General features: G+C 29.2%; 17 protein-coding genes. 3 read left to right on the top strand and 14 right to left on the bottom strand.

The features are described from left to right. Positions 1–30 precede the first annotated feature (30 nt). The 9 genes from GXK56_RS01225 to rfbA all read right to left on the bottom strand — a co-directional run bounded on the left by GXK56_RS01225 (position 31) and on the right by rfbA (position 11,510). Complete coding sequence (locus GXK56_RS01225) at positions 31–2,865, bottom strand: glycosyltransferase (RefSeq protein WP_160683797.1); 2,835 nt, start codon at positions 2,863–2,865, stop codon at positions 31–33. After that, positions 2,862–3,779 (bottom strand): class I SAM-dependent methyltransferase, encoded by a 918-nt coding sequence (locus tag GXK56_RS01220; RefSeq protein WP_243155975.1) that lies wholly within the window; start codon positions 3,777–3,779, stop codon positions 2,862–2,864. The genes GXK56_RS01225 and GXK56_RS01220 overlap by 4 nt, the downstream gene beginning before the upstream one ends. A 64-nt stretch (positions 3,780–3,843) precedes the next feature. Beyond that, positions 3,844–5,337, bottom strand: a complete 1,494-nt coding sequence (locus GXK56_RS01215; protein WP_160683794.1) for a glycosyltransferase family 2 protein — start codon at positions 5,335–5,337, stop codon at positions 3,844–3,846. 8 nt (positions 5,338–5,345) lie between these two features. Beyond that, positions 5,346–6,665, bottom strand: coding sequence for an ABC transporter ATP-binding protein (locus tag GXK56_RS01210; RefSeq protein ID WP_160683791.1), 1,320 nt, complete (start codon positions 6,663–6,665; stop codon positions 5,346–5,348). Between the two features lie 12 nt (positions 6,666–6,677). Beyond that, complete coding sequence (locus GXK56_RS01205) at positions 6,678–8,054, bottom strand: ABC transporter permease (RefSeq protein ID WP_160683788.1); 1,377 nt, start codon at positions 8,052–8,054, stop codon at positions 6,678–6,680. An 8-nt stretch (positions 8,055–8,062) separates the two neighbouring features. After that, positions 8,063–8,905, bottom strand: a complete 843-nt coding sequence (gene rfbD / locus GXK56_RS01200) for a dTDP-4-dehydrorhamnose reductase (protein WP_160683786.1) — start codon at positions 8,903–8,905, stop codon at positions 8,063–8,065. Between the two features lie 57 nt (positions 8,906–8,962). Then, the gene (gene rfbB, locus GXK56_RS01195) at positions 8,963–9,982 is read right to left on the bottom strand and encodes a dTDP-glucose 4,6-dehydratase (RefSeq protein WP_160683783.1); all 1,020 of its coding nucleotides are present in this window, start codon (positions 9,980–9,982) and stop codon (positions 8,963–8,965) included. 68 nt (positions 9,983–10,050) lie between these two features. Continuing rightward, the gene (rfbC, locus tag GXK56_RS01190; protein ID WP_160683779.1) at positions 10,051–10,599 is read right to left on the bottom strand and encodes a dTDP-4-dehydrorhamnose 3,5-epimerase; all 549 of its coding nucleotides are present in this window, start codon (positions 10,597–10,599) and stop codon (positions 10,051–10,053) included. A gap of 29 nt (positions 10,600–10,628) precedes the next feature. Next, positions 10,629–11,510, bottom strand: a complete 882-nt coding sequence (gene rfbA, locus GXK56_RS01185) for a glucose-1-phosphate thymidylyltransferase RfbA (RefSeq protein WP_160683776.1) — start codon at positions 11,508–11,510, stop codon at positions 10,629–10,631. Between the two features lie 389 nt (positions 11,511–11,899). On the opposite strand from rfbA, the gene GXK56_RS01180 reads away from it, so the two are divergent. From GXK56_RS01180 to GXK56_RS01170, 3 genes are all read left to right on the top strand, one after another. Then, the gene (locus GXK56_RS01180) at positions 11,900–13,303 is read left to right on the top strand and encodes an undecaprenyl-phosphate glucose phosphotransferase (protein ID WP_160683773.1); all 1,404 of its coding nucleotides are present in this window, start codon (positions 11,900–11,902) and stop codon (positions 13,301–13,303) included. A gap of 65 nt (positions 13,304–13,368) precedes the next feature. After that, positions 13,369–14,241 (top strand): glycosyltransferase family 2 protein, encoded by an 873-nt coding sequence (locus GXK56_RS01175; protein ID WP_160683770.1) that lies wholly within the window; start codon positions 13,369–13,371, stop codon positions 14,239–14,241. 223 nt (positions 14,242–14,464) lie between these two features. Next, positions 14,465–16,297, top strand: a complete 1,833-nt coding sequence (locus GXK56_RS01170; protein WP_160683767.1) for an O-antigen ligase family protein — start codon at positions 14,465–14,467, stop codon at positions 16,295–16,297. 86 nt (positions 16,298–16,383) lie between these two features. Here GXK56_RS01170 and GXK56_RS01165 read toward each other — a convergent pair whose 3' ends face one another. The 5 genes from GXK56_RS01165 to GXK56_RS01145 form a co-directional block, all read right to left on the bottom strand. Next, the gene (locus tag GXK56_RS01165; RefSeq protein WP_160683764.1) at positions 16,384–17,850 is read right to left on the bottom strand and encodes a cadherin-like beta sandwich domain-containing protein; all 1,467 of its coding nucleotides are present in this window, start codon (positions 17,848–17,850) and stop codon (positions 16,384–16,386) included. A gap of 96 nt (positions 17,851–17,946) precedes the next feature. Beyond that, positions 17,947–18,897 carry a hypothetical protein gene (locus GXK56_RS01160; protein WP_160683761.1) on the bottom strand — a complete coding sequence of 317 codons (951 nt, stop codon included), beginning with the start codon at positions 18,895–18,897 and terminating at the stop codon, positions 17,947–17,949. Positions 18,898–19,119: 222 nt separating this feature from the next. Then, a complete protein-coding gene (locus GXK56_RS01155) occupies positions 19,120–21,720 on the bottom strand; it encodes an N-acetylmuramoyl-L-alanine amidase family protein (protein WP_160683758.1) in 2,601 nt (866 codons plus the stop codon). Positions 21,721–22,423: 703 nt separating this feature from the next. Then, positions 22,424–23,803, bottom strand: a complete 1,380-nt coding sequence (locus GXK56_RS01150) for a cadherin-like beta sandwich domain-containing protein (protein ID WP_160683755.1) — start codon at positions 23,801–23,803, stop codon at positions 22,424–22,426. Between the two features lie 186 nt (positions 23,804–23,989). After that, positions 23,990–25,135: a cadherin-like beta sandwich domain-containing protein gene (locus GXK56_RS01145; protein WP_160683752.1), complete on the bottom strand. Its 1,146-nt coding sequence runs from the start codon at positions 25,133–25,135 to the stop codon at positions 23,990–23,992. Positions 25,136–25,238: the final 103 nt, after the last annotated feature.

Here is a 25,238-nt window from a genome sequence, read left to right as displayed (position 1 = left end):
AATAAACCCTTTCCTATAAAAACTTCTAAATTAATTTTCTTCCGAAAGCTCTTTTACTTTTTCTCTAATTTCATCATTAGCTAATCCTTCTATATTCATAAGTCTATGAACATAGCTATCATTAATTATAAGATTATTTCTCTTATAAAAATTTAATAGTGATTTCACAAATCCTTCATTATTATAACGAGCCCTCATATAATTTTGTTCAGAATCTGCCTGTTTACTATTAAACATTATATGATGATGATATATTTTCGCTGATGGACAATTTGACATTTTATACCCCATACGGGCAATTTGAAGTGAAATATCATTATCTTCAAAAGCATTTATATAACCTGTTGAATAGTCTAAATGTTCTATAACACTCCCTTTAAATAGAGTGGCGCCACCTGGTACCCAATCACACTTATGCCATAATGCAGTTTCTATATCTGATTCATTTTTTTCCGAATCTATAAGAGAAAAAGATATAAATCCATCTGAAATATGATATCTTCCTCCATTAAATTGAACTGTTTCATTTGGGAAAACTGTTTTACAACAAACTGCTGCAATATTTTCATCTGAGTCAGCTCTAACTATTAATTCTTCTATCCATTCACTAGTTACAATAATATCATTATCTAAATTTATGACATAATCTCCTTTTGCCATTTTAATCGCTTGTCTTCGTCCACCAGGGCACCCTAGATTTTCTTTAGAATAAAAGACCTTTACATTTGCTATTGGTTCTATATATTCTTTTATGAAGTCAATAGTCTCCTTCGAAGAAGCATTATCAAAAACTATAATCTCATAAGGAATTCGAACTGTATCTTGAATAGCCTCTATACATTTTAACGTCATATCTTTTTTCTCAAATGACAGAATAACAAATGAAACTAATTTATCTAAATCCCCATTTCTTATGGTTAATCTCTTTAGTGATTCTTCTTTAATTTTATTTACTATCTTTTCTATTTTTTGAGATGATTCGATAGTAGTTTGCTTATTATGAATACGGTGATGATATACAGGTTCAGATAAATATACAAAAGCATTATCTCCTAAATGAAAAGCCGTTTTTAGTGCTATATCATAATCCTGAGCTCCATCAAATCTAGATTCATGTAAACCAATCTTCACAAATACACTTTTATTTATTATCTTTAAGTGACTTGTATACATACCTACTAAGAGTTCTTTAAAATAATTTTCCGTAGGTCGACACTTAAAGCACTCAACTTCAGATCGCTGATCTACCTGATATTCATTTACTCTATCAGTATAGCCATAAACAGCGCCTGGTTTTGAATATATACAATCCATTAACCTTTCTATTGCATTACTTTCTAACCAATCATCACAATCTAGAAAAGCTATCCATTGTCCATTCGCTTTTATAATTGCATTATTCATTGTAGTACTAATACCACTGTTAACATCATTTTTAAAATATTTAAATCTAGAGTTATTGGTAAATGAATCTAATATATTATATACTTTCGGATCAGTAGAGCAATCATCTACTACAACTACTTCAATATTCTCATAATTCTGCTCTAAAGCACTTGTAATACATTTTTCTAAGTATTGAGCATTATTATAAACTGGTATAATTATACTTACTAAACTATTTTTTTCATCCTTTTGAACATTTTCATTCTCTTGTAAACTGTTTATATTTGACGGAACAAGAGGAGAACTTCTTCTTATTTTCAACAATTTATCGCGCACTTTATAATATTTCAAAAGCATCCTATAACCATTAGAATTTTCATACTTCTGAATCTGCTCTTCTTTTTCATTTAAACTATAATTTAACGAATTTGCCCATTCACTCAATTCATTTAACTTATTATCTTTTTCTTTTATAATTTTATCTAGTGAATTACCCCATTCTTGTAAATCATTTATTTTGCACTCTTTATCTTTAATACTCTCATCTAATGAGTTTCCCCATTCACTTAATTCTTTTATTTTAGACTCCTTATCTTTAATAATCTTATCTAATGAGTTTCCCCATTCACTTAATTCTTTTACTTTATACCCATATCTTTCTATTAGGGAATCTTTTTCCTTTATACTTTCACTCATTGATTTGACATCTTGTTCTAATTCCTGAATTTGCTTAACTTCCTTTAAATATTTATCACTAACAACATACTTTTTTTCTTTGCCATGAACATATTCCTGAAAGCTTTCATCCATTTTAATGAAAATATTTTTTTCTTCTTGTGTAATTCCTACATATTCCAAGATTTCATCAAAACTTATTCCAATTTTCTCAGTCTGACATCTATATCTTGCATAAAAAACATATAAACTTCTAAATATTACGAATGACGTAGGTATTTCAAATTGAAATACCCATTCATAATCAATTACATTAAACTTATTGTTGCTATCAATTATTAGGTTGTCAAAAATCATATCTATATTAGCAATACTAAGACAAGAAATATTTTTAGCTTCAAAAGAAATTCCAAAAATATCTCTAAAAAAACGATCGGCATAAAAGTCTTTAATGCACTTACCTTCTAAGTTATTTATAAAAGATACATAATCATCTATATACCTAAAAAACTTTTCTTTATTATTTTCCAAAATTGCATCTACAAGTAATAAATCATATGTTTTTCCTTCTTTATATTCAAATATGATTTTATTAGAATTTAGCGTAGCCTTCGCAATATTGGTATTTTTATATGTATCTTTTAATAACAAATAATTAGAAAATATGGATTTAATGTATACTTCTGCACTTCCTGTTAATGCTCTTTTTGTTACAACTAATTTACCATCTTGTTCACAAATTGCTGTTTCTATTTGGAAATGTGGTAATCTTTCTCTGTTATATTTTACATAATTTACTCTCATATTACTTCACCTTTTTTACATATTACTAAGAATGAATTAGCAAAGAAATCAAACTTATTATTTTTAATAATATCTTCATAAACACTTTTTTCATCGAATAGCTGCAAACGATCAGTATCATAATTTGGAAAATAGTGAGTTACATCTCCAACTCTTGGCATAAACTCATCGGAAAATATTTGCATTGGCAATTTATAATCTGGAATTGGGTAATAAAAATCCAAAGATGTTAATCCAACTCTACTGAATAGTTCTATCAACTCATTTTTACTAAATGTTTTTACATTGCTGTTTTGATCATATCCTTTTATGCTATGAAATAAATTTCCAGTATGATCTTCTCGTGCTCCAGCCCAATACTTTAATCCAAACCTATTTTCAATTGCTACTATAAGTTTTCCTTCTGGTTTCAATAGTTTTGTAACATGCTCTAAAAAACCACAATATGGATCTGAATAATTGCTATATCCACCTGCATATTCAAGTACACCTATTAATGTAATGTAGTCAAACTTTTTTTCACCAAAATCTATATCGTTTAAATTTCCTACTATTATTTCTAGATTATTATGATTTTTATATCTATTGGAAATAACTTCAGCTCTAACTTTAGACAATTCTACAGCGATAACATCCTTTGCCTTTTCACAAAATACTCCTGTAAGCGCCCCACAACCTGCACCTATTTCAAGAACACTCGAATCATTCTCAAATTCCATCCACTCCAATAAATTTCTTCGTATTGGAGACAAATGATATAAAATAGGCCACCTACAATCATCTTTTATGATTTGACTAAAGTCATCATTATTTCTAGTAATCTCTACCAATTCTTTTTCTATATCGCCATCACTGTAATAATCTTCTCCTGAATAATATTTTAAATTCATCTTTACATTATTTTTTTCTTCCAAATTACTTTCTCCTTTCTTTATATATAATCTCAATTTCTATTTTTAAACATCGTCATCTAAATTGTTAATTTCTCCTTACTATTCCGATTCCACTAATTCTTTCAATTATATATTCTTCATAAAAGGATTTATCATTCCAACCTATTAAACAATCTCTATTCCAAGTAAAGCTATCATCTTTGGTAAAACTATTATACTGTGTATGCCATCCTTTTTCTTTTTCAACATTTGAAATTCTGTTTACTCTTTCTTGAAATATTTTCTTCGAAGCTTGTTCTTTATTTCTAAGCGGATAGTGTTTAGTAATAAATTTAATTGGATATACTTTTCTATTTTCAAAGAGAACCTCATGCCCTCCACTAGTAGCCAAATCAATTTTTGCATTATTTTGATTTTTCCATGCCTTAACTTGCACAAAATGCCCTGGCCTTTTCCCAAATTCAAAGCATGTTAAACTTTTCTCAATGCTATTATTAAAGATATAGTTATCCTCAGATATGGGTCTAAAATCTAATATAGTAAAATCTATAGCATTATATCCCTGAGAATCTATAAAGGAAATAGCCTCTTGCAAATTGACATTCTTCCAAGGTGATATCCTTATTTCATCCGCATCATAATGAATTATCCAATCATATTCCGATTCTCCTGAGATTTTTTCTGTATTTTTTAAAAGCTGTCCCCATTCATAGAAATCAGGAGGTGAATCAGGGAATCTAATAACGGATACTCTATGATTTTCTTCTGAAATTTGCTTTACTTTTTCATACGAACCATCATTTGACCAATTGTCAACAACCTTAACATCTAATCCTTCCTTAATAAGATGAGTAATTACTTCTTCTATTATATCAATCTCATTAAATAAATTTACCACAGCTAAAACTTTTAATTTTTTCTCTGGTTTTGAATATATATTTTTTCCTGTTAGCATTAAAATTGTATCTTTATATAAGTTCACATTATTATTTGTATAACCGATCATAAAATCTTTAAATCTATACTTATTTAATAATGAATAAAATTCTTCAACACTCCATTCTCTAATATTTGATGATTCTAATGGCGGTTTAGAACTTCCAATCCCTCTCAATTTAACTCTTTCAGGAGTGGTTATCAACAAAAATTTACACATGTAACTTATATCACTTAAGAATTTTAATATTTTATGGGGATCACATAATTTTTCTATTACATTTGAGAAAATAACTATTGAATTTTCTATAATATCTCTTTCAATTAAATCAGATATCCCTGCTTCAAAATTTATACCTATAAATTTTGATATTTTTAAATCTTGTGTCGCAATAGTTTCATTACCATAATTGTCTATGCAAATTATTTCATACTTATTTTCAAATTTCTTTAGATTCACCCTACTTCCAAAACCTATATCAATTATATATTTAACTCCACTTTTCTCAGCTAAATAATATGCTAATTCATAAACATCTGACGGCTTATCATTAACTAATTTGGGGGTCAAGAACTTATTGCATTTATATTCTTCTTTTATACAAAATCTATCTTGCTTGATTAGTAAATTTCTTAAATTCATGCCTATCCTCACTTATATATCTCTATAATATCTATACTAGAATCTTCTGTTATTATAGTTCCATGTTGTTTAGAAAATCTATCTGTTCGAGCAACTTTAAAATTATAAGCTTCATTAACCCTATGAATTACCTTATGCTCTCCATACTCTCCATCATCTAGCCCTAATCCAATAAAATAATTTCCATTTCTTAGCTTAGGTATTTTTATATTGAATTTTAATAATATTCTACTTCCAGATTTAAAAGCTTCTATTTTTTTTGATAGTGTATAATTATTAAAATGTATTATTGGTACCCCTCTATCATTGAAAATTCCAGCTCCTAACAAAGGCCTTTTTATATCATTAAATGCTATAATATCAACAAAAAGTACAAGTTCATCTTCGTTTTCTAAAACAGCTACTTTTTTAAAAGGCTTTTTCATATAAAAAGCTACTTTCTCTATTAACGCTTCTTTTCCACCTATTGAGTTACCATTAGAAGTGTCACTCCACTCTATGTTATTTATATACTCAGCCTTTTCAGTTGTAATATTCCCTATACTACCATTAAATTTTTTAATTAAGTTTTCTGCATCCTCCTCTGGTATTATCCCATGTGTCATATAATCATCATACAATCTCGTTATTTCCTTAGGATCTCCATCCTTGAATACTTTTCCATTCATTAACCATATCGTTCTAGAGCAGAAATTTCTAATAGATGTTGTATCGTGTGAAACAAATAATATTGCTTTTGATTTTTTTATAAGCTCTTTCATCTTTCTCATTGCTTTTTGTTGAAATTTCAAGTCTCCTACAGCTAGCGCCTCATCTATAATAAGTATATCTGGTTCTATATTTACAGCTACCGAAAAAGCTAGCCTAGCAAACATACCACTTGAATATGTTTTAACGGGCTGATGAATAAATTCCCCTATTTCAGCAAAATCAGCTATTAATTCTACTTTTTTATCTATTTCTTCTTTTTTATATCCCATCATAGTTCCATTAAGATATATATTTTGTATCCCAGTATATTCTGGATTAAAACCTGCTCCAAGTTCTAATAATGCTGATATTTTACCATTCACTTCTACATTTCCTTTAGTTGCATTTAATACACCTGTAATAATTTTCAATATAGTAGATTTACCTGCGCCATTAGTTCCTATAATCCCCAAAATCTCGCCTTCATTTATTTCAAAGGATATATCATTCAATGCATAATGTTCTTTACTATATTTTTTCTTAGTTAAGCTTAATGCTTCTTTCATTCTATCTGTTGGTTTATCATATAATTTATAAACTTTACTTACATTTTCTACTTTTATTACTGTATCTGACATTTGTCTCTCCCTCTACAATACATCTGCAAAATGTGGTTTTAATTTCTTAAATATCATTGCGCCTAAAGCAAATAGTCCTAATGTTATTATCCAGAAACACACAGTTTGGAAATACCTTTCAAAAAACCAAATATGATTTATAATTGTATCCCTATATCCTTCTACTATATAATTTAAAGGATTTAGTTTTACTATCCATTGCAACTGCTTAGGGACAATTGTATAACTCCACATTATTGGTGTCATCCACATGCCAACTTGTAATACTATATTTATTATTTCTCTTAAATCTTTAAAAAATACTACTATGGATGAAGTAGCATATGATATTGCAAGTACCATAGCAAATGTACAAAAAGAATAGTATATTACTTGTATTGTATACTTTGATGGATAGAATCCATATACTGTACATACAAAAAATAAAAATCCTATAAATACCAAATGCACAAGTAAAGCTGATATTATTTTTACTATTGGAAGTATACTTATTTTAAATAATACTTTTTTCACAAGATAATTATATTCTGACATGCAATTGGTAGCATTAAGCAACGCTTCTTGAAAAAAGAACCAAGGTACAATACCTGACATAAACCATAGTATAAATGGGACTCCTTCTAATGGTGAACTTGCTCTAAGTCCAAATTGAAATACAAACCAATAAACCAATATAGTTACAATGGGTTGTACAAATGCCCAAGTTATTCCTAAGTACGAACCTGCATATTTAGTTTTAAAATCATTCTTCGACAAATTCCATATAAGAGTCCTATTGTTATTAAGTTCTTGAATCAACAATAATACACTTTTGGACTTTTTGAAAAGTATTAATAGTAATATATCTATAATTATACAAAAAAAGGTTTTTAATATATTATTAATAATATATTTATTTTCCATAAGATCTGTAACTATTTGTGAATCTAATTCATAAACCATATATGGCTCATTTCCTATTGCTTCTACATTAAGATATTTATTTTCGCTATTCATTACTTTAATTTGATATTGATTGTTTTTATCTAACAATTGATTCAAGTCTAACTCAATGTTCTTACCTAAATATGATAACTTAATATCCCTAATCTTTATATTTGAAGGTTGGGTTCCTAACTCAAATCTTAAATTCGTAGTTTCTTTTGGAATTGTAAACCTAAAATTTTCTTCTTTATTTGTATCTTTATAAATTATTTTTTCTGATTGTTCTTGTTTCCAAGATGCATCTTTTCCATAAAACACTTGATATACGTCTTGTTTATCGGATACTATTTTATAGCTTAATGTTATACTTCTATCATCTAAATTACAGTAATTAATCACTAAAATATTCGATATGATAACTAATAATATTGCCAATATTAGTTTTATAAACTTTCGCTTATTCATAATTAAACCTATCCTCTTATCTCTCTCAAATATCTCTCTAAAGCATCTTCCCATCTAGGCAACAACTCAAACCCAGCTTCCACTAAACTTTTTTTAGATAATCGAGAATTTAATGGTCTAATTGCCTTAGTTTTATATTCACTACTAGCAACATGTCTTATTTTACAGTTTAACCCTGCTTTTTTCATTATCTCTGTTGCAAAGTCTGCCCAAGAACAAATCCCTTCATTTGTTGCATGATAGATTCCATACTTCTTAGATACAGCCATATTGCATAAAAGTAGCGCTAAATCTACTGTATATGTTGGACTTCCTATTTGATCAGATACAACGTTTATACTTTCTTTTTCTTCACCTAATCTAAGCATTGTTTTAACGAAATTATTACCATTAACACCAAACACCCAAGAAATCCTAACTATGAAATACTTATCCAAGCTTTCTATTACCTTTAATTCTCCTTCATATTTAGTTTTTCCATAAGTTGATATAGGATTAATATTTCCATCAACTTCAAAATAATTATTTCCTTTACCATCAAAAACATAATCAGTAGATATGTATATCATTTTAGCGTTTGCTTCTCTGCATGCTTTCGCTATATTTTCTGTTCCTAATACATTTGTCCTATAACAAATTTCGCTTTCATCTTCAGCATTATCTACCGCTGTATATGCAGCACAATGTATAACACAATCCGGCTTCAATTTTAAAATATAATCTTCGACAGACTTAGTATCTGTTATGTCTAATTCTTCTCTATCAATTCCTAGACACTCTATTTTCCTTTTATTTAACTCTCTTACAACATCAAAGCCTAGTTGGCCATTAATACCAGTAACTAAGATCATTTTTTTACTCCTTTACATTATCGCTTCTTCAGCCACAAATATATACATAATAATGTTTTATCTATTTCCATACATGTTCTCATAATAATTTTGATATTCGCCACTAATAATATGTTCCCACCAAATCTTGTTATCTAAATACCACTTAATGGTCTTTTTTATTCCTTCATCAAAAGTCGTTGTAGGAAGCCACCCAAGTTCCCTATGAATTTTAGCAGGATCTATTGCATAACGCATATCATGCCCTTTTCTATCTCCAACATATTTAATAAGCTTTTCTGATTTTCCAAGTTCTTGAATGATTGTTTTCACAACTTCTAAATTAGTTCTTTCATTATGTCCACCGATATTGTATACTTCTCCAACTTTACCATTATGTATAATCAAATCAATTGCACTGCAATGATCCTCTACATATAACCAGTCACGTACATTTTCACCAGTTCCATACACAGGTAACTCTTTATCATTTAATGCATTTGCTATCATAAGAGGAATTAATTTTTCTGGAAAATGATATGGGCCATAGTTATTAGAACATCTTGAAATTGTAACTGGCAATCCATATGTTCTATGATATGCCCCTACTAAAAGGTCAGCAGATGCTTTACTTGATGAATATGGACTCGATGTATGTATTGGAGTTTCTTCTGTAAAGAAAAGATCTGGTCTATCAATAGGTAAATCTCCATATACTTCATCAGTTGATACTTGATGATATCTCTTTATTCCATATTTTCTACAAGCATCCATAAGTACAGCTGTACCTATAATATTCGTTCTTAAAAATATTTCTGGATTTTCAATTGATCGATCCACATGACTTTCAGCTGCAAAATTAACCACCATATCAGGGTGTTCTTTTTCAAACATATCATATACTGCTTCTCTATCAGCTATGTCAATCTTATAAAAAATAAAATTAGGATTATCTTGTACCGATGCTAAAGTTTCCATATTTCCAGCATAAGTTAAAGCATCAACCACTATTATTTTATACTCTTCATATTTATTAAGCATATAATGAACAAAATTTCCACCAATAAATCCCGCTCCACCTGTTACTACAATCTTCATATTTATTCCTCCAAAATATTTATTCATAATTAATAAATGGATACTCGATATTTACCAAGTCTCATCCATTATTTATATATAAAATTACAATCACTATCCTTTAGCAATGGTGCCTTCTTATCCTTTTCTGAAAGAATTGGGTTTTCTACTCCCCATTCAACACCAATTTCCGGATCATCAAATTTAATACTTCTATCACTTTCATAATTATAGTAATTATCTGTTTTATAAACAAATTCAACATCACTTGTTAATGTTACAAAACCATGTCCAAATCCTCTCGGAATAAATAGTTGCTTTTTATTTTCTGCTGAAAGTTCAATAGCTACCCACTCTTTATACGTTGGTGATCCTTTTCTCAAATCAACTGCCACATCTAAAACAGCACCTTTAACACAACGTACTAATTTAGCTTGCGCATGCTCTCCATTTTGAAAATGAATTCCTCTAAGTATACCTTTTTCTTTGGAATATGATTGATTGTCCTGTACAAACTCACAAGATATTTCTGGAGTTTTTGCTTTAGAATAAGTTTCCATAAACCATCCTCTTTCATCTCCAAAAACTTGTGGTTCAACTATGTACACACCTTCTAGTTTTGTCTTTATTAATTTCATTTTTTACACACACCTTTTTTATTTGTCAATCAATAAAAAATTTTCCCTTCAGCCACATTTCTCAAATGTTGACCATAAGGACTCTTACCATACTGTTCTGCACTTTCAAGCAAAGTTTCTTTATTAATCCAGCCATTTCTGTAAGAAATTTCTTCTAAGCACGCAATTTTAAGCCCTTGTCTAGTTTCAATAACTTTTACATATTCAGCTGCCTCTGTTAAACTATCAACAGTTCCTGTATCAAGCCAGCCATATCCACGTCCAAGAGTTATTACATCTAAATTTCCATTTTCAAGATAAATCCTATTTAAATCAGTAATTTCTAATTCCCCTCTTGGTGATGGCTTTAAAGCTTTTGCATACTCACATACTTTATTATCATAAAAATAAAGCCCTGTAACTGCATAATTAGATTTTGGCTTTAGCGGTTTTTCTTCTAACGATATAGCTTTCCCATTTTCATCAAATTCTACTACTCCAAAGCGTTCAGGATCATCTACATAATAACCAAAAACTGTTGCACGCCCTTCATTCTCAACAGCTTTTTTTAAATGCTTTGTAAGTCCATTTCCATGGAATATATTATCTCCAAGTATCATAGCACAATTATCGCTGCCAACAAATTCTTCTCCTAATATAAATGCCTGAGCCAATCCATCTGGAGATGGCTGCACTTTATAAGACAAGTTAATTCCATATCTAGAACCATCACCTAATAAATTTTCAAAATTAGGCAAATCCTTTGGTGTTGAAATTATTAATATGTCTCTAATTCCAGCTAGCATCAAAGTTGATAAAGGATAATAGATCATCGGCTTGTCATATACTGGTAAAAGTTGCTTTGACGTCACCATAGTTAATGGATAAAGTCTTGTCCCACTTCCACCTGCTAATATTATACCTTTTGTCAAAAATATCACTTCTTTCTAAAGATATTCAAAACTTATAAATCATTAATATAGTTATATATCCAAAATTATAGCGACAATATTACATAATAATATATAAATTAATATATATCTATCTTATTATTCACCATTTTTACATTTCAACTTTAATTTTACCATGTTATACGAAATAAATAAATGCATTTCAAAATATTTGCCCTTCCAATTACTTCAGTTATAGTTAACTAATTGTAATTAAATAATTTCATATTATTTAATATATTTTAAGCCTATAATATAGCACAAACAAAAAAACAACTCTAATTACCTAGTTTATTGCAAAATCTCTTTCAAAATGATATTATACAGCTAGTTAAATAAGAAATTTAAAACTCATATGGGAGGCTTATAAAATGATAAAAGAAAATCAAACTTTATTAAATAAATTCAATGCTTTCTCAGACATTATAATTTTATTTTTATCAATGACTTTTGCATATATAGTTAGATTTCATATATTTTCCTCTGACACAGATTATATTAAATTAATCACATATATTGAATTTTCAGGTATTATAATACCTATAAATCTTGTTATTTTTAACTTTTTCAATCTATATCATTCTTTTAGAACAACTACCTTCATCAAAGAATGTACTCAAATTATTAAAGCAAACACTATACTTACAGCTGTTTTACTTTCTTTATTATTCGCTTTTAAATTAGTAGATATTTCTCGCTGGGTTCTTATCGTTTTTTATTTTGTAAACATTACTTTAATTATATCCAAGAGATTTATCTTAAGAAAAACACTATCAAAATATCGTTCAAAAGGCTTAAATCTAAAACATGTAATAATCGTTGGAGGTGGCGAAGTAGCTAATGAATATTTAGATGTAATTAAAACCAACAAAAATTATGGTTACAATTATTCTGGATATGTTGCAAACAACTCGAATTTCAAAGGTGAAAAACTCGGAAATTATGATGATTTATTTGATGTTTTAAACAAACATAAACCTGATGAAGTAATATGTGCCTTAGATATGAGCGATGCAATTTTTTTAGAAAATATTGTTTCAGATTGTGAAAAGACCGGCACTAAAATTTCAATAATTCCATTTTGCTATAAATACATTCCAAGTCAACCTTATATAGATCAAATTGGAAACATACCTCTTATAAATGTTAGAAGAATACCATTAGATAACTTAGGAAATGCTTTTAGTAAAAGAGCTGTTGATATATTAGGTTCTATTGTTTTAATAATTTGTACAAGTCCTATAATGATTGCTACTGCCCTAATTATTAAATGCACTTCAAAAGGCCCTATTATATTCAAACAAAAACGTGTTGGTTTAAACAAAGCCACCTTTACTATGTATAAATTCAGATCAATGAAGGTTAATTCCGAGGAACAAACTGGTTGGAGCAAAAATGTTGACCCTAGAAAAACTAAGTTTGGTTCTTTTATTAGAAAGTTTTCAATAGACGAATTACCACAATTTTTTAATGTATTAAAAGGCGATATGAGCTTAGTTGGACCTAGACCTGAACTTCCTCACTTTGTTAATAATTTCAAAAATGAAATTCCACTTTATATGGTTAAGCATCAAGTAAAACCAGGAATAACCGGACTAGCTCAAGTTAATGGTTTTAGAGGTGACACTTCGATTAAAAAGAGAATCGAATTTGATATATATTATATTGAAAATTGGAATCTATTGTTAGATATAAGTATCCTATTTAGAACAGTTTTTAAAGGTCTAAAAAACAACGAACAAATTATAACAAAATCCAATACACTTGACAATTGACGCTAGACAATGGATAATTGCAAACTTTCTATTATTAATTAGCCATTGAAAAGAAGGAGAAAAAAATGAAGTTATCTATTATCATTGTAAATTACAATACTTATGCTCTTACAAAACAAACCATAGATTCAATAATTCTAAAAGAACATACTTTTCAATACGAAATCTTATTAATTGATAATGCCTCTAGCGATAATAGTATTGAAAACTTAAAAGAAAACTTTGCCACTATAATATCAAAACAAATTTTGCAGATACATATAAATAAAGCTAATCTAGGTTTTTCAAAAGCTAATAATATAGGTATCAAAAAAGCTAAAGGAGAATATATATTGCTATTAAATTCTGATACGGTAATCAAGGGCGATTGTTTAGAACTCTGTCTTGATTATCTAGAGCACAATCAAAATATTGGTGCTTTAGGATGCAAGGTAGAATTAGCAGACGGAAATCTTGATCATGCCTGCAAGAGAGGTTTCCCAACGCCTAAAGCTTCTCTTCATTATTTGCTAAAACTTTATAAAAGAGATCCAATAAAATACGGTGAATATAATGCTCTTAATTTACACGAAGATGATATAGGCGAAGTTGACTGCCTTACAGGTGCATTTATGCTCATGCCTAAATCTGCTCTTGATGACATTGGATTACTTGACGAGGATTTCTTTATGTATGGTGAAGATATCGATTTATGCTATCGCATCAAAAAAGGTGGTTATAAAATAATTTACTATCCAAAAGCACGTATTATCCACCATAAAGGCGGCAGTTCTAAAAAGAAAAGGACTAAAGTCATACATGATTTTCATAATGCTATGTGGATATTCTACAAAAAACATTATTGTAAAAAGTATAACTTTGCTGTAACTTCACTTGTTTATATTGGTATTTGGTTAAAATATTTATTAGAAATTATGAAAAATGCCTTTAAGAAATAGAGTTTCTGTTTCTTTAATGTTATAAGAATCAATATAGCGCATGCATGTTTCTGCATGCGCTATACTATTTTCCATAAGGGTAAAGCCCCTTAATCATAAATTGCAATAGACTTTTGAGAATGATATAATATTACATATTTGTAATTTGATTAATTTACAAGAAGATATAAATGATTTATAAGTTTATATCTTATAAAAAATAAAAAACTAGGATGTGTTAAAGTTGGAAAATATCAATAAAATTCTCAAGAAAAAAAATGTTAATTTCTTTTTTCCAGTTGCTTTTATACTGGGAATTGTTCCTTTAATTGTTCGAGCTACCATTCTTGATCCACCTGAAGAAAATACTGTTAAATTATTTGGTACTATTAAGGCAAGCAGTGATTTGTTTTCTCAAAAGAAATCTTTATTATTAATGATTTTTTGTATTGTTTTAATAGGCATTAGTATAACCTTCTTTAAAAAAATATTTGAGAAAAAAGATAGAACTATAAATTTACTCCTAATTGCATCAGGAGTATTCTGGCTATTCACTCTACTCTCGACGATATTTTCTTCATATAAGGAAGTAGCTCTTTGGGGGATTTTTGATCGGGCAGAAGGATTTATTACAATTACTTGTTACATAATTTTATTTGTTTATTCAATATACACTTTTAAAAATGCTGACAATTACAAGTGTATAAGTACTCCCATACTAATTTTAGTTTATATTAATGCTTTCTTAGGTTTTTTTCAATATGCCGGACAAGACTTAATGAAAACTAGCATAGCTGCTTTAATTGTTACTGGTGATTCTAACAACAAATTAGATTTACTGTATGAAGCCGGAAAGTTATATGGTACTCTATATCACTATAATTACGTTGGTAGTTTTGTTGCTATCGTCTTTCCAATTCTACTTTTATTAACAATATTCGAAGATGAAGATATTCTGTATAAAATACAATTAGGGATAGGAACTTTACTTTCTTTATGGCTTTTATTTGGAAGTACTTCCCGTGCTGGTATCATTGGTATTGCAGTTTCTACTATTTTTTCTGTAATTATTTTTTGGAAACAAATAATCGAAAAAAAGAAAACTCTTTTAATATTTTTTATTACTATATTAATCATAGTTGGTGGACTTAATTTTGCAACTAAGGGAGCAATTTTTGAAAGACTTCCTGGTTTAGTAAGTGATTCATTAAGTATATTTAAAGATACCAGCGATTTTAATTACAAAGAACATGTACCTGTTTCAGATATAAAGTATGATGGCAAAACTACTGAAGTTATATTACCTAATGAAGTTATTAAAATAACTTACGAAAATGGTAATTATATATTTAAAAATTCTAAAGACGAACCAATAAGCTATATTAAAACGAACGCTGACTATAAGATGAATGACGAAGCATTCAAAAACATTTCTTTTCAAATGGCTAGACTTACAAAATCCTCAACTACTCCTGACGCACTCATCTTATTAGTTGATGGCAAAGGACAGTTTACATTTAATTTAAAAAAGGATGGAACTATACACCTAGTAAGTCCGGCAAATATAAAAGATTTAGATTTAGCAACTCCTGACACATTTGGCTTTAAAGGAAAAGAAAGACTTGGTTCTGCAAGAGGATATATTTGGTCCAGAACATTTCCTTTGGTTAAAAACAATATAATCTTAGGTGGAGGACCCGATACTTTTGCTTTCAAATTCCCTCAAAATGATTTAATAGGTAAATATTATGCTTATGGTACTACTGGTATGATTGTTGATAAACCACATAATCTATATTTGCAAATAGCCTTAAACGAAGGAGTAATTGCATTATTAGCTTTTCTAGTTATCATGATTCTTTACATTGTTGATAGCTTAAGATTATACTCAAGAAAAGATTTCTATGAAAAGCCTCAAATTCTCGGTGTTGCCGCTTGCTTAGGTGTTATTGGATATTTATTTGCTGGAATCTTCAATGATTCAGTTATAAGTGTTGCTCCTATCTTTTGGATAATTTTAGGTAGCGGAATTGCAATTAACTATATTAACAGAACGAAACTCAATAAGAATAAATAGTGAATTTAACTTTTAAAAAACTTTGGCTATCAAACTAATAATTAGTATGATAGCCAAAATAATTTTATTTTTATAGTAAATTTTTCCTATACTAATGCTCCATCAGCACCAAGCTTATAACCACCTACAGTTGTATTAGATGCCATCTTTCCTTCTGCATCTAAATAATACCATTTTCCATTTATTTGTTTCCAACCATTTTGTCTTGCTCCATTACTCTCATCTAAATAGTACCACGCTCCATTTAAGCTTAACCAACCTGTAGCCATATATCCTTGCGAATCTAAGTAATATACTTTTCCATTAGTTCTATCATTAAACCAAGTACTTATTAAAGCATTTCCTATTGAGTCATTATATTGCCATCTTCCCATGACATTTACCCATTGATTAGTCTTCACTGTTACATTATTTGAGTTTGTATTTGTAGATGTATTTTTACTTCCTCTATATACATTTATTGTATATGTCCTTTTTTTGTAATTATCTTTATAATCACGATTGTCGCTAAAAGAATCATCTTCATTTGATATCTTTACTTTAATTTCATTTTTTCCTTCATTTAATTTAACTATTTTTCTGTAATAAGAATCAACTCTATCATCATTAACTCTAACTACATCTCCAGAATCTTCAGGTTCTGCCTTTATTATGATTTCACTACAAGCGCTATCAACATTTACATCATATGAAGTTACTCTTCTATTAAAATAAATTGGTTTATTCCCATTATCTATAAGTAAATTATCTAAATAAATAGAATCTTGCTCCGTATCTATTTTCCCAGAAGTTGTAGTATTTGACGCTACACCTCTATTTACGTATATCCTATAATTTCTCTTTTCATTATCATCATCTTGAACAGATAATATTATAACATTAGTTCCTTGATTTAAACTTACAGTTCTTTTATAATTATCATCTTCATCTACAATATTTCCATCTATACTAACAGTATCACGACTATATTCAGGTACAGCTCTAATAGTTATTTCATTTACAGACGAATCAACATTTACTGTATACGTAGAGGTGCCTTTGTAAAAATTCAAAGTTCCTTGATTAACTGTAATATTATCTAAATATATATTATCATCATAATAATCATCATCATAATAATCATCATCATAACGGTAATCACGATCATAACGATCTGATGAATATCCTCTTATAACATTTAGATAATAAGTTGTAGGATCTTTAGTTCCTGTTTTATCCCTAACTTTTATTCTAATTCTATTATCGCCTTTAGATAAATCTACTGTATGTGAATCTCCAGTATATCCATCAATAGTTACTTCATAATCACTATCTGCACTAGTATCAATACGAATATCATCTACTGAACTTCCAACTCTTACTGTATAAGAAGTATCAGTTTTTGAAAAACTAAGACTTCCATGATTTACATCTATATCACTTAAATAAGCCTTACTTGAATCTGATGCATAAGCTTTAGTAATCATTAGATCCATACTTTTAATTGGAGCAACCGCCGAAATTGATGCAATTGCAAGAGTACATGCAATTACACGCTTTATTGATTTATGCATAATCTATCCCCCCACATTTTATTATTTATTTTTTAACCCACAATAATTTTTATTCTAAGTCTAAAAGTAAATTTCTATTTATTTTTAAATATTTGTTTATGCTGCCTTTGTTGTATTATATACTCCCTTTACAGAGACTATATTTCCTTCATTTTGTAACTTTTCATCACTATAAAAATCATATGCCACATATACATCGTTTCCAATTTTCGAATAAATAGTTCCATCTACATTAGTAATGTTAGTTATTGTATTTTCTTTTGTTGTTTCTTTATTCATTCCAGGTAAAATTATATTGGCGTATATTGATTCTTGACTTTTATCTTGTGGCAACAATTCATCTACAACTTTTTTAGGAACATAATAATATAGTGAATTATAGAATCCTGTAGCACTTTTTATAGTTCCATCAGATAGTTTATAACTAAAATCCCATTTAGTAGCTGCATTTGTATTTGTTATTGCAAATCCAATCCCAATCTCATCTTGTGGTATCCACTGATGGCCTGTATCTATACTGTTATTTGCAGGATCTAAAACTTCAAACCATACTTTATCTCCTCTTGTTGCATATCCTATACATAATCTCGCATGTACAAGTGTAGGAATCGCTATTATATTACCCCAATCCAAGTAACGCTTTATATCTTTTCCATCACCATATATAAACTGGGAATTAAATTCATAAGGTTTTAAATACTCCATCATTGTGCTTACAGTTCCCAAGTATACACCATCATTCGATATTGCTTCCACAGATTTGTCACTTAGAACATTTTTAGTATTTGCAAGCATTTTTGTACACGCAGGTAAACAGTTGTTAAGTGAATTTTTACCTGTATTAAATTGAGACACCCAAATTGATGGATTTGCGTTTTGTACATGATAATCTGGATATGCGCCCCATCCATCTGCTCTATATGTATCAATAGTGACACTCGCTTCCTGTGGGATACCATCCTTAATTAATACCTTTGCTTGCACCGGAATTTGTATTCCCATAAATAGAAAAAGTGTAAGTATTGATGATAAAATTCTTTTTTTCATTATTACTTCTCCTTTTTAATTAACTTAAAAACATTGGTAAGCTAATTTGACTTTTTATCCTTGGTTTATCATTAATAAAGTTTTTTTTATTAAAACAGGTGAGATTAAAACTAATCTCACCTGTTCATTTAATTATAAGCTTAAATTAGATTTAAACTTTTTAATTTTTTAATTTTTCACTCACAGAGTAAGTTCGAATAACTAAATCAAAGATTTAGATTCTTACTTAATCCAAGCTCCTGATGATCCTAATTGGTAACCATCAACAGTTGTATCCTTTAACATAGCTCCTGATCCTGCTAAGTAGTACCAAGTACCATTGTCATTTAACCAACCAGTTTGCATAGCTCCTGATGATGGATTTAAGTAGTACCAAGTACCATTGTCATTGTACCAACCTGTAGCCATGATTCCATCAGCTTTTAAGTAGTACCAAGCTCCACCAAGGTTAAGCCATTTAGAAACTACTTTATTTCCTGCAGCATCATTGTATGTCCAAGTTCCATCTGTTCCTTTAACCCATCCAGTTACAACTACTGGAGCAACTGCTGTAGATTCATCTTGAGTTTTCTTAGTTCCTTCTTGAACTGTTGTGTAAACTTCATTTTCTGTATCCCAAGCAAGTAAGTTCTTGTCGTCATATACATCTAAATGATCAAATGATCTATCTGTAGTGAACATTTCTTTCTTTTCAGTTCCATCAAACTTAGTGATAGTTCCTTTAGCGATTACCCAAGTGTTACCATTAACATCGTATGCTATTGGTTTTCCATCTTTTAATGAACCTTCTCTGATATCTATGTCACTATCGCCATCTTTCTTAGCTATATAAACATCTACATCTTTTTGTTTATCACCAATTAGAGTATCGATTTTGTCTTTCTTTAAAACAATTTTGAATACTTTAACTTTATCGTGATCTGAGTTATCGTCTTTAGCTCCTGTAATATATAAGTTACCATCTTTAACTCTGATATTTTCGAAAGTAAATCCATCTTCAGTACCATTTACTAAGAAGTTATATGCTACCTTAGAATCACCACAATCGTATATAGTATTGTTATCTAATTGATATGAATCAACGCTCTTTGGAAGATAAGCACCATCTTTAGTATCTCCTTGAGCTTTTGAGATCTTTTGGATGAAGTATTGTTCATTTACTGCATATCCTGTTTCTGATACTGCTACTTTAGCTAAAGCATAGATATAATCTTTATCTTGATCTAATGCATAAAGATTTTCAAGTGTAACAGTGATATTGTAATCTTGATTTGCTTTGTCAAATTCTTTAACTTTTACTGTTTTCTTTGCAGCTTGGCTATATATATACATGTTAGCTGTAGCTGAAGCATCAATATATTTAGCTGATTCGTTAACAAATCCAGTGTAACTTCCTCTTAATCCTATTGAACCGTTGCTAGCAACTTTACCATCTACTAGGTATAATACAGCTTTTGTGCTTGATTGAGTTTTACTTATTTCATTAGTGATTATAGCTTGAATTGCTTTTTGTCTTGCAAAAGCATCTGATACTGAATCACCTAATTTTCCATTAGCAATTGCTGTTTTTAATGCTGCATTTGCTACTGCTACACTTATAGTTCCTGATACTGATCCATCAGCAGAAACACCTGTTATTCCTGCATCTGTATAAGTAGAAAGAGTTGCTATAGCTGGGTTAGCTACTAATGTATTTACTGCTTGTACAGTTGTTGCTCCAAGTGGTGCTTCATCTCCAATTACTGCTATTGCATTTAATCTTGCTGTATATGCAGCATATGTTGCTGGATCTGAATCCTTTATAACAGCTACTGCATCTCTAGCAGCTTTAACATCTACTTGTAATCGTGTACCTTCTGCTTTAATAACTTTATCTAAAGCTAAACCAGCGGCAGCTCCTGTAGTTGTTTCTCCAGCTCCAAGACCGTCTACAACTGTGTAATAGCTTAAAGCAACAGTTGCATCAACATGTCCAGTTTTCTTAGCAGTTCCTGTGATTTGGTTTAAAGTTGCATCATATTTGATAGTAGTAACATCAAATACACCTGTATCTGTAGTAACATTGTAAGCAAAATCTGGATCTCCAACTAATGCTGCAACAACTTTTTGTGCAAATTCAGCTTTAGTAGTTGTAGCAGGATAAGTTAAGAATGCTCCATTACCAACTTTATATGTTCCTGTTGTTGGAACTGTTGATGGTAATTGTATAGTGAATTTAGCAGCAGTATCAACGTTTCCTACTGTAGAACCTGTGTTTGTTCCATTGTTTTTGTCACCCTTAGCTGTATATTGGTACCAAACATCTCCGAATTGGCTTCCAAAAATGTTTAAGTTGTAACCATCTCTACTTTTGATAGTTCCAGCATATTGGTCTCCAAGGTCAACTGTATCCCAGCTACCAGTTAATGCATATCTATCAGTTTTCTTTAAAGCTGATCTTAATTTACTCTTAACTTCATCAGCTTTATCTTCTGGAGTTTCACTATCAACAACTTTTCCTGTTGTTAAATCAACTAAATATTGGTCATTACCATCTTTAGCATAAGCATATTTTGTGCCATATTTAGAAGTTAATTCATAGTCTTTTAAATCTTCATTTTGCTTTTCTTTATCTGTTGATCCATCATTGTAATAGATCCCGTTGTCATCACTGTTTGTTCTGTACCCTTCATAGATGTACTTTCCATTGTCGTAAGCGAAAGCTTCTCCTTTTATGTGTCCATCTTTAACACCTAATCTTGTAGAAGCCATTGCTGGTACTACTGACATAACTGATGCAGCAGCTAATACTAAAGCTGTTACTTTATTTGCTCTTTTAAACATAAATTTTCTTTCCTCCTAAAATTTAAAATTCAGATAAATTATAGCACTGTTGTACAACCTTGTAAAGGAATATAATTCTTATATTGCACTTTTTTGTATAAAAATGATTTTTTACAAAAGTTCCACTATGTAGTTTTTACAAAGCTTATAATATTGTAAAATTATTATACCTTATTAAGCATGTACAAAATTACCATTATATTTATCAACTTCATTTATTATCTAGTATTTCCTGTGTTGTCCTTATAAAATACATTGCTTTAAATTTTTTTTGGTACCTTTTTTGATATATTTTAGAAATTTATTTTTTATTATTTTCTTATATATCTTCAATTTTCCATGTACACCATATAATACAGTGAGATTTAATTTTTTTGGTACTTTTTTTAGTACCTTTTTTAATTTTTTTCATATATTTTAGAAATTTATTTTTTATATTCCTAATTTACCATCTGCATCCTGCATTGTCATTATATTATACAAGCCTCCAATTTATTTTGGGTACCTTTTTAAAATAATATAATAGAAAACTTTAACTCTTCATTATATTATTCCCTAGTTGAATATTTAAAAGAGTGTTATATTGAAAAAAAAATATTAGATTATTAAAATTAAAATAATCTTCTACAATTTCTATTTTGATTTCTTCTAATGCCTTAGCTTTTCTTTCCATCAAAGAATCTACCTGTGATTTTATTATTTCCTATTTAATCCAAGCTCCATCTGAACCTAATCTATAACCTTCAATTATAGTATTACGATCCATAGCTCCATTATTATTTAAATGATAATATTTATTTTCATTTAATATCCAGCCAGTTCTCATGGCTCCATCATCTCCCAAGTAATAGCAGCTTTCATTTATAAACTGCCAGCCTGTTTGCATTATTCCAGTTGAATCTAAAAAGTACCACTTACCATTATTATTTAACCATCCTATTGATCTATATCCCTCTCCATCTAAATAATAATATTTCCCTACTCCCTTATCTAAGAACCAAGAATTTTTTAAAGGATTTCCTGAAGCATCTAAATATTCATACTTTCCATTAACTTCAAGCCATTGATTTGAAGTTTTTATGCCTCTAGTTACATTTAATACATAATTTCTTTCATCATTATTAGTTTCATCTTTAACTTTTATTTTAAATTCATTTTTTCCAGTATTTAAAGAAAATCTCTTTTCAAAATCATCATATCTATCTATTTCAGTACCATTAATTGTAACTATATAATTACGATCTTCTGGTTCTGCTGTTATCTTTACTTCATTAACATTTTGATTAACCTCCATGTCATATTTAGTTTTATCTCTTGAAAGGCTAACATTGCTTCCATCCACTCTTAATCTTTCTAAATAAACTGGCTCTTGGCCGTCTGTTATTCCACCTCTATTTATATTTAATTTATAAGTCCTTATTTCTTCATGGTCCTGAACATCTATTTCAATTTGGTTTTCTCCCATACTTAAATTAATCGTTTTCTTATAGTCGTCTTCATCTTTTACTGTTCCACCATTGATTCTAACTCTAGATGTACTGTCTTCTGGTTTAGCTTTTATAGTAACTCTGTCAATTGATGAGGTAACGCTTGTACTATAAGATGTCTTATTTTTATCAAAGTCAATATCTCCATCACTTATACTTAAAGTCCTCAAATATATATTATCAAGTTTATCGTCTGCTGACCCTCTATAAATATATAAAGTATATGTCTTTGTATAATCATCATTATCATCAGTAACTTTAATTTTTATTGTATTTTTACCTCTATTTAAAGATACAAGATTTTTATAACTATCATTACGATCTACTTTGGTTCCATCAATTTCAACAGTAGCGTCTGAATCTTTAGGTCTAGCTGAAATTCTTATTTCATCAACAGAACTGCTTACTTTCACTGTATAGGAGTAAGTACTTGATGAAAAATCAATATTTCCATCACTTAAATAAATACTTTTTAACTGAGCATCACTAACACTTGCATAAGCTTTAGTCTCCATAAAATTAGCCATAGGTGAAAATGTAGTAATTGCATTAGTGATAAGTCCAGCTACAATTATCCTTTTAATATTTTTATTCATATTTTTCCCCGCCTCCTTATTTATTCCATATATATATTAGCATTTTATCAGATTACTTTTCAACTAGCTCTACTATTAATAATTCCCCAAAAGTAATTGATTACATTTTTGTATAACAAAAACGACTAAGACCTAATCTTCTTTAGATTGTTCTTAGTCGTTTTTTAATTTATAATTTAAATTTTATTATTGTATCCAAGCGCCATCTGATCCAACTCTATATTGACCAATCTTTGTATCTTTTGCCATAACTCCATCAGCTTGTAGGTAATAATATTTACCACCATCAATTATCCAGCCTGTCATCATAGCTCCATCTGCGCCAAAATAACGCCATCCATTATAATTTATCCAGCCCGTAGCCATAAATCCATCTGCTTGTAAATAATATGTTTTATTACTTGTTCTGTCAGTAAATAATGTACTCTTTAATGGAACTCCATTAGAATCATTATATGTCCATCTACCATTTACAGTTACCCATTTATCAGCTACTATAACTGGAGGTTCTGCTCTGGTTATTTTTAAAGTATATATTCTGTAATCATCATTATCTTCATCTTCAACTCTTATTTTAAATTCATTTACGCCTACTTTTAAATTTACTTTTGTTTTATAGTCGTCACCTTCATATACTTTATTATCATTAACTTTAACTATATCACCATTATGTTCCGGCTCAGCTTGTAATGTTACACTGTTAACATTTGTAGCAACACTATAACTGTATTCAATTTGAGAAGTTGATAATCCAATACTTTGGCCATCTACTTTAAGCTTGTCTAAGTATATGTTGTCATAATCTGATGCATTTGAACTTCCACTATCTGAATCAGAAGTACATTTTACTTTTATTACATATTTACTTAAAACATCACTATTATCATCATATCTTATATCTGAATCTGGTTTTTTACTGTATATTTTTACAGTAATGGTATTTGTTGATGACGATGATAAACTAATATCATTGCTTACACTTTTACCTTTAGTAGAACTAGATGTTCCTTTAAATACTCTAATATATGAAGACTTTACTCCACTTGTACTAATTTTGATAGTATTAGCTGAAGTTTTAGCATAATATGTATCACCTTTTGATACATCATCGCTATCAACCTTGTGACTGCTACTATAGTCATCATCGCTATAAAGTTTTATACTAGATCCACCTGAAGTTTCTAACTCTAGCTTATCTAATGTTTCATCATCATTTGTTGACGCTGCATATGCTTTTGTAATTAATAAATTGGAATGTGTAGCTGGTGCTACAGCTGCAACAGTTCCAAATGCTAATGCTAATGCAACTATTCTTTTAACATTTTTATTCATCTTCCTACCTCCACTTTACCTATCATCACGCTTTTTCCAGCATATAATAATATTACCATATAAATATTAACTTTGTACTTATAAAAACATTAATTTTATCTTA

The sequence above is a fragment of the Clostridium sp. C2-6-12 genome (assembly GCF_009928485.1).
In the GTDB taxonomy this organism is placed as follows: Bacteria; Bacillota; Clostridia; order Clostridiales; family Clostridiaceae; genus Clostridium.
The sequence above is the reverse complement of the archived record's forward strand: the minus strand, read 5'-3'. Positions and strand labels throughout refer to the sequence as shown.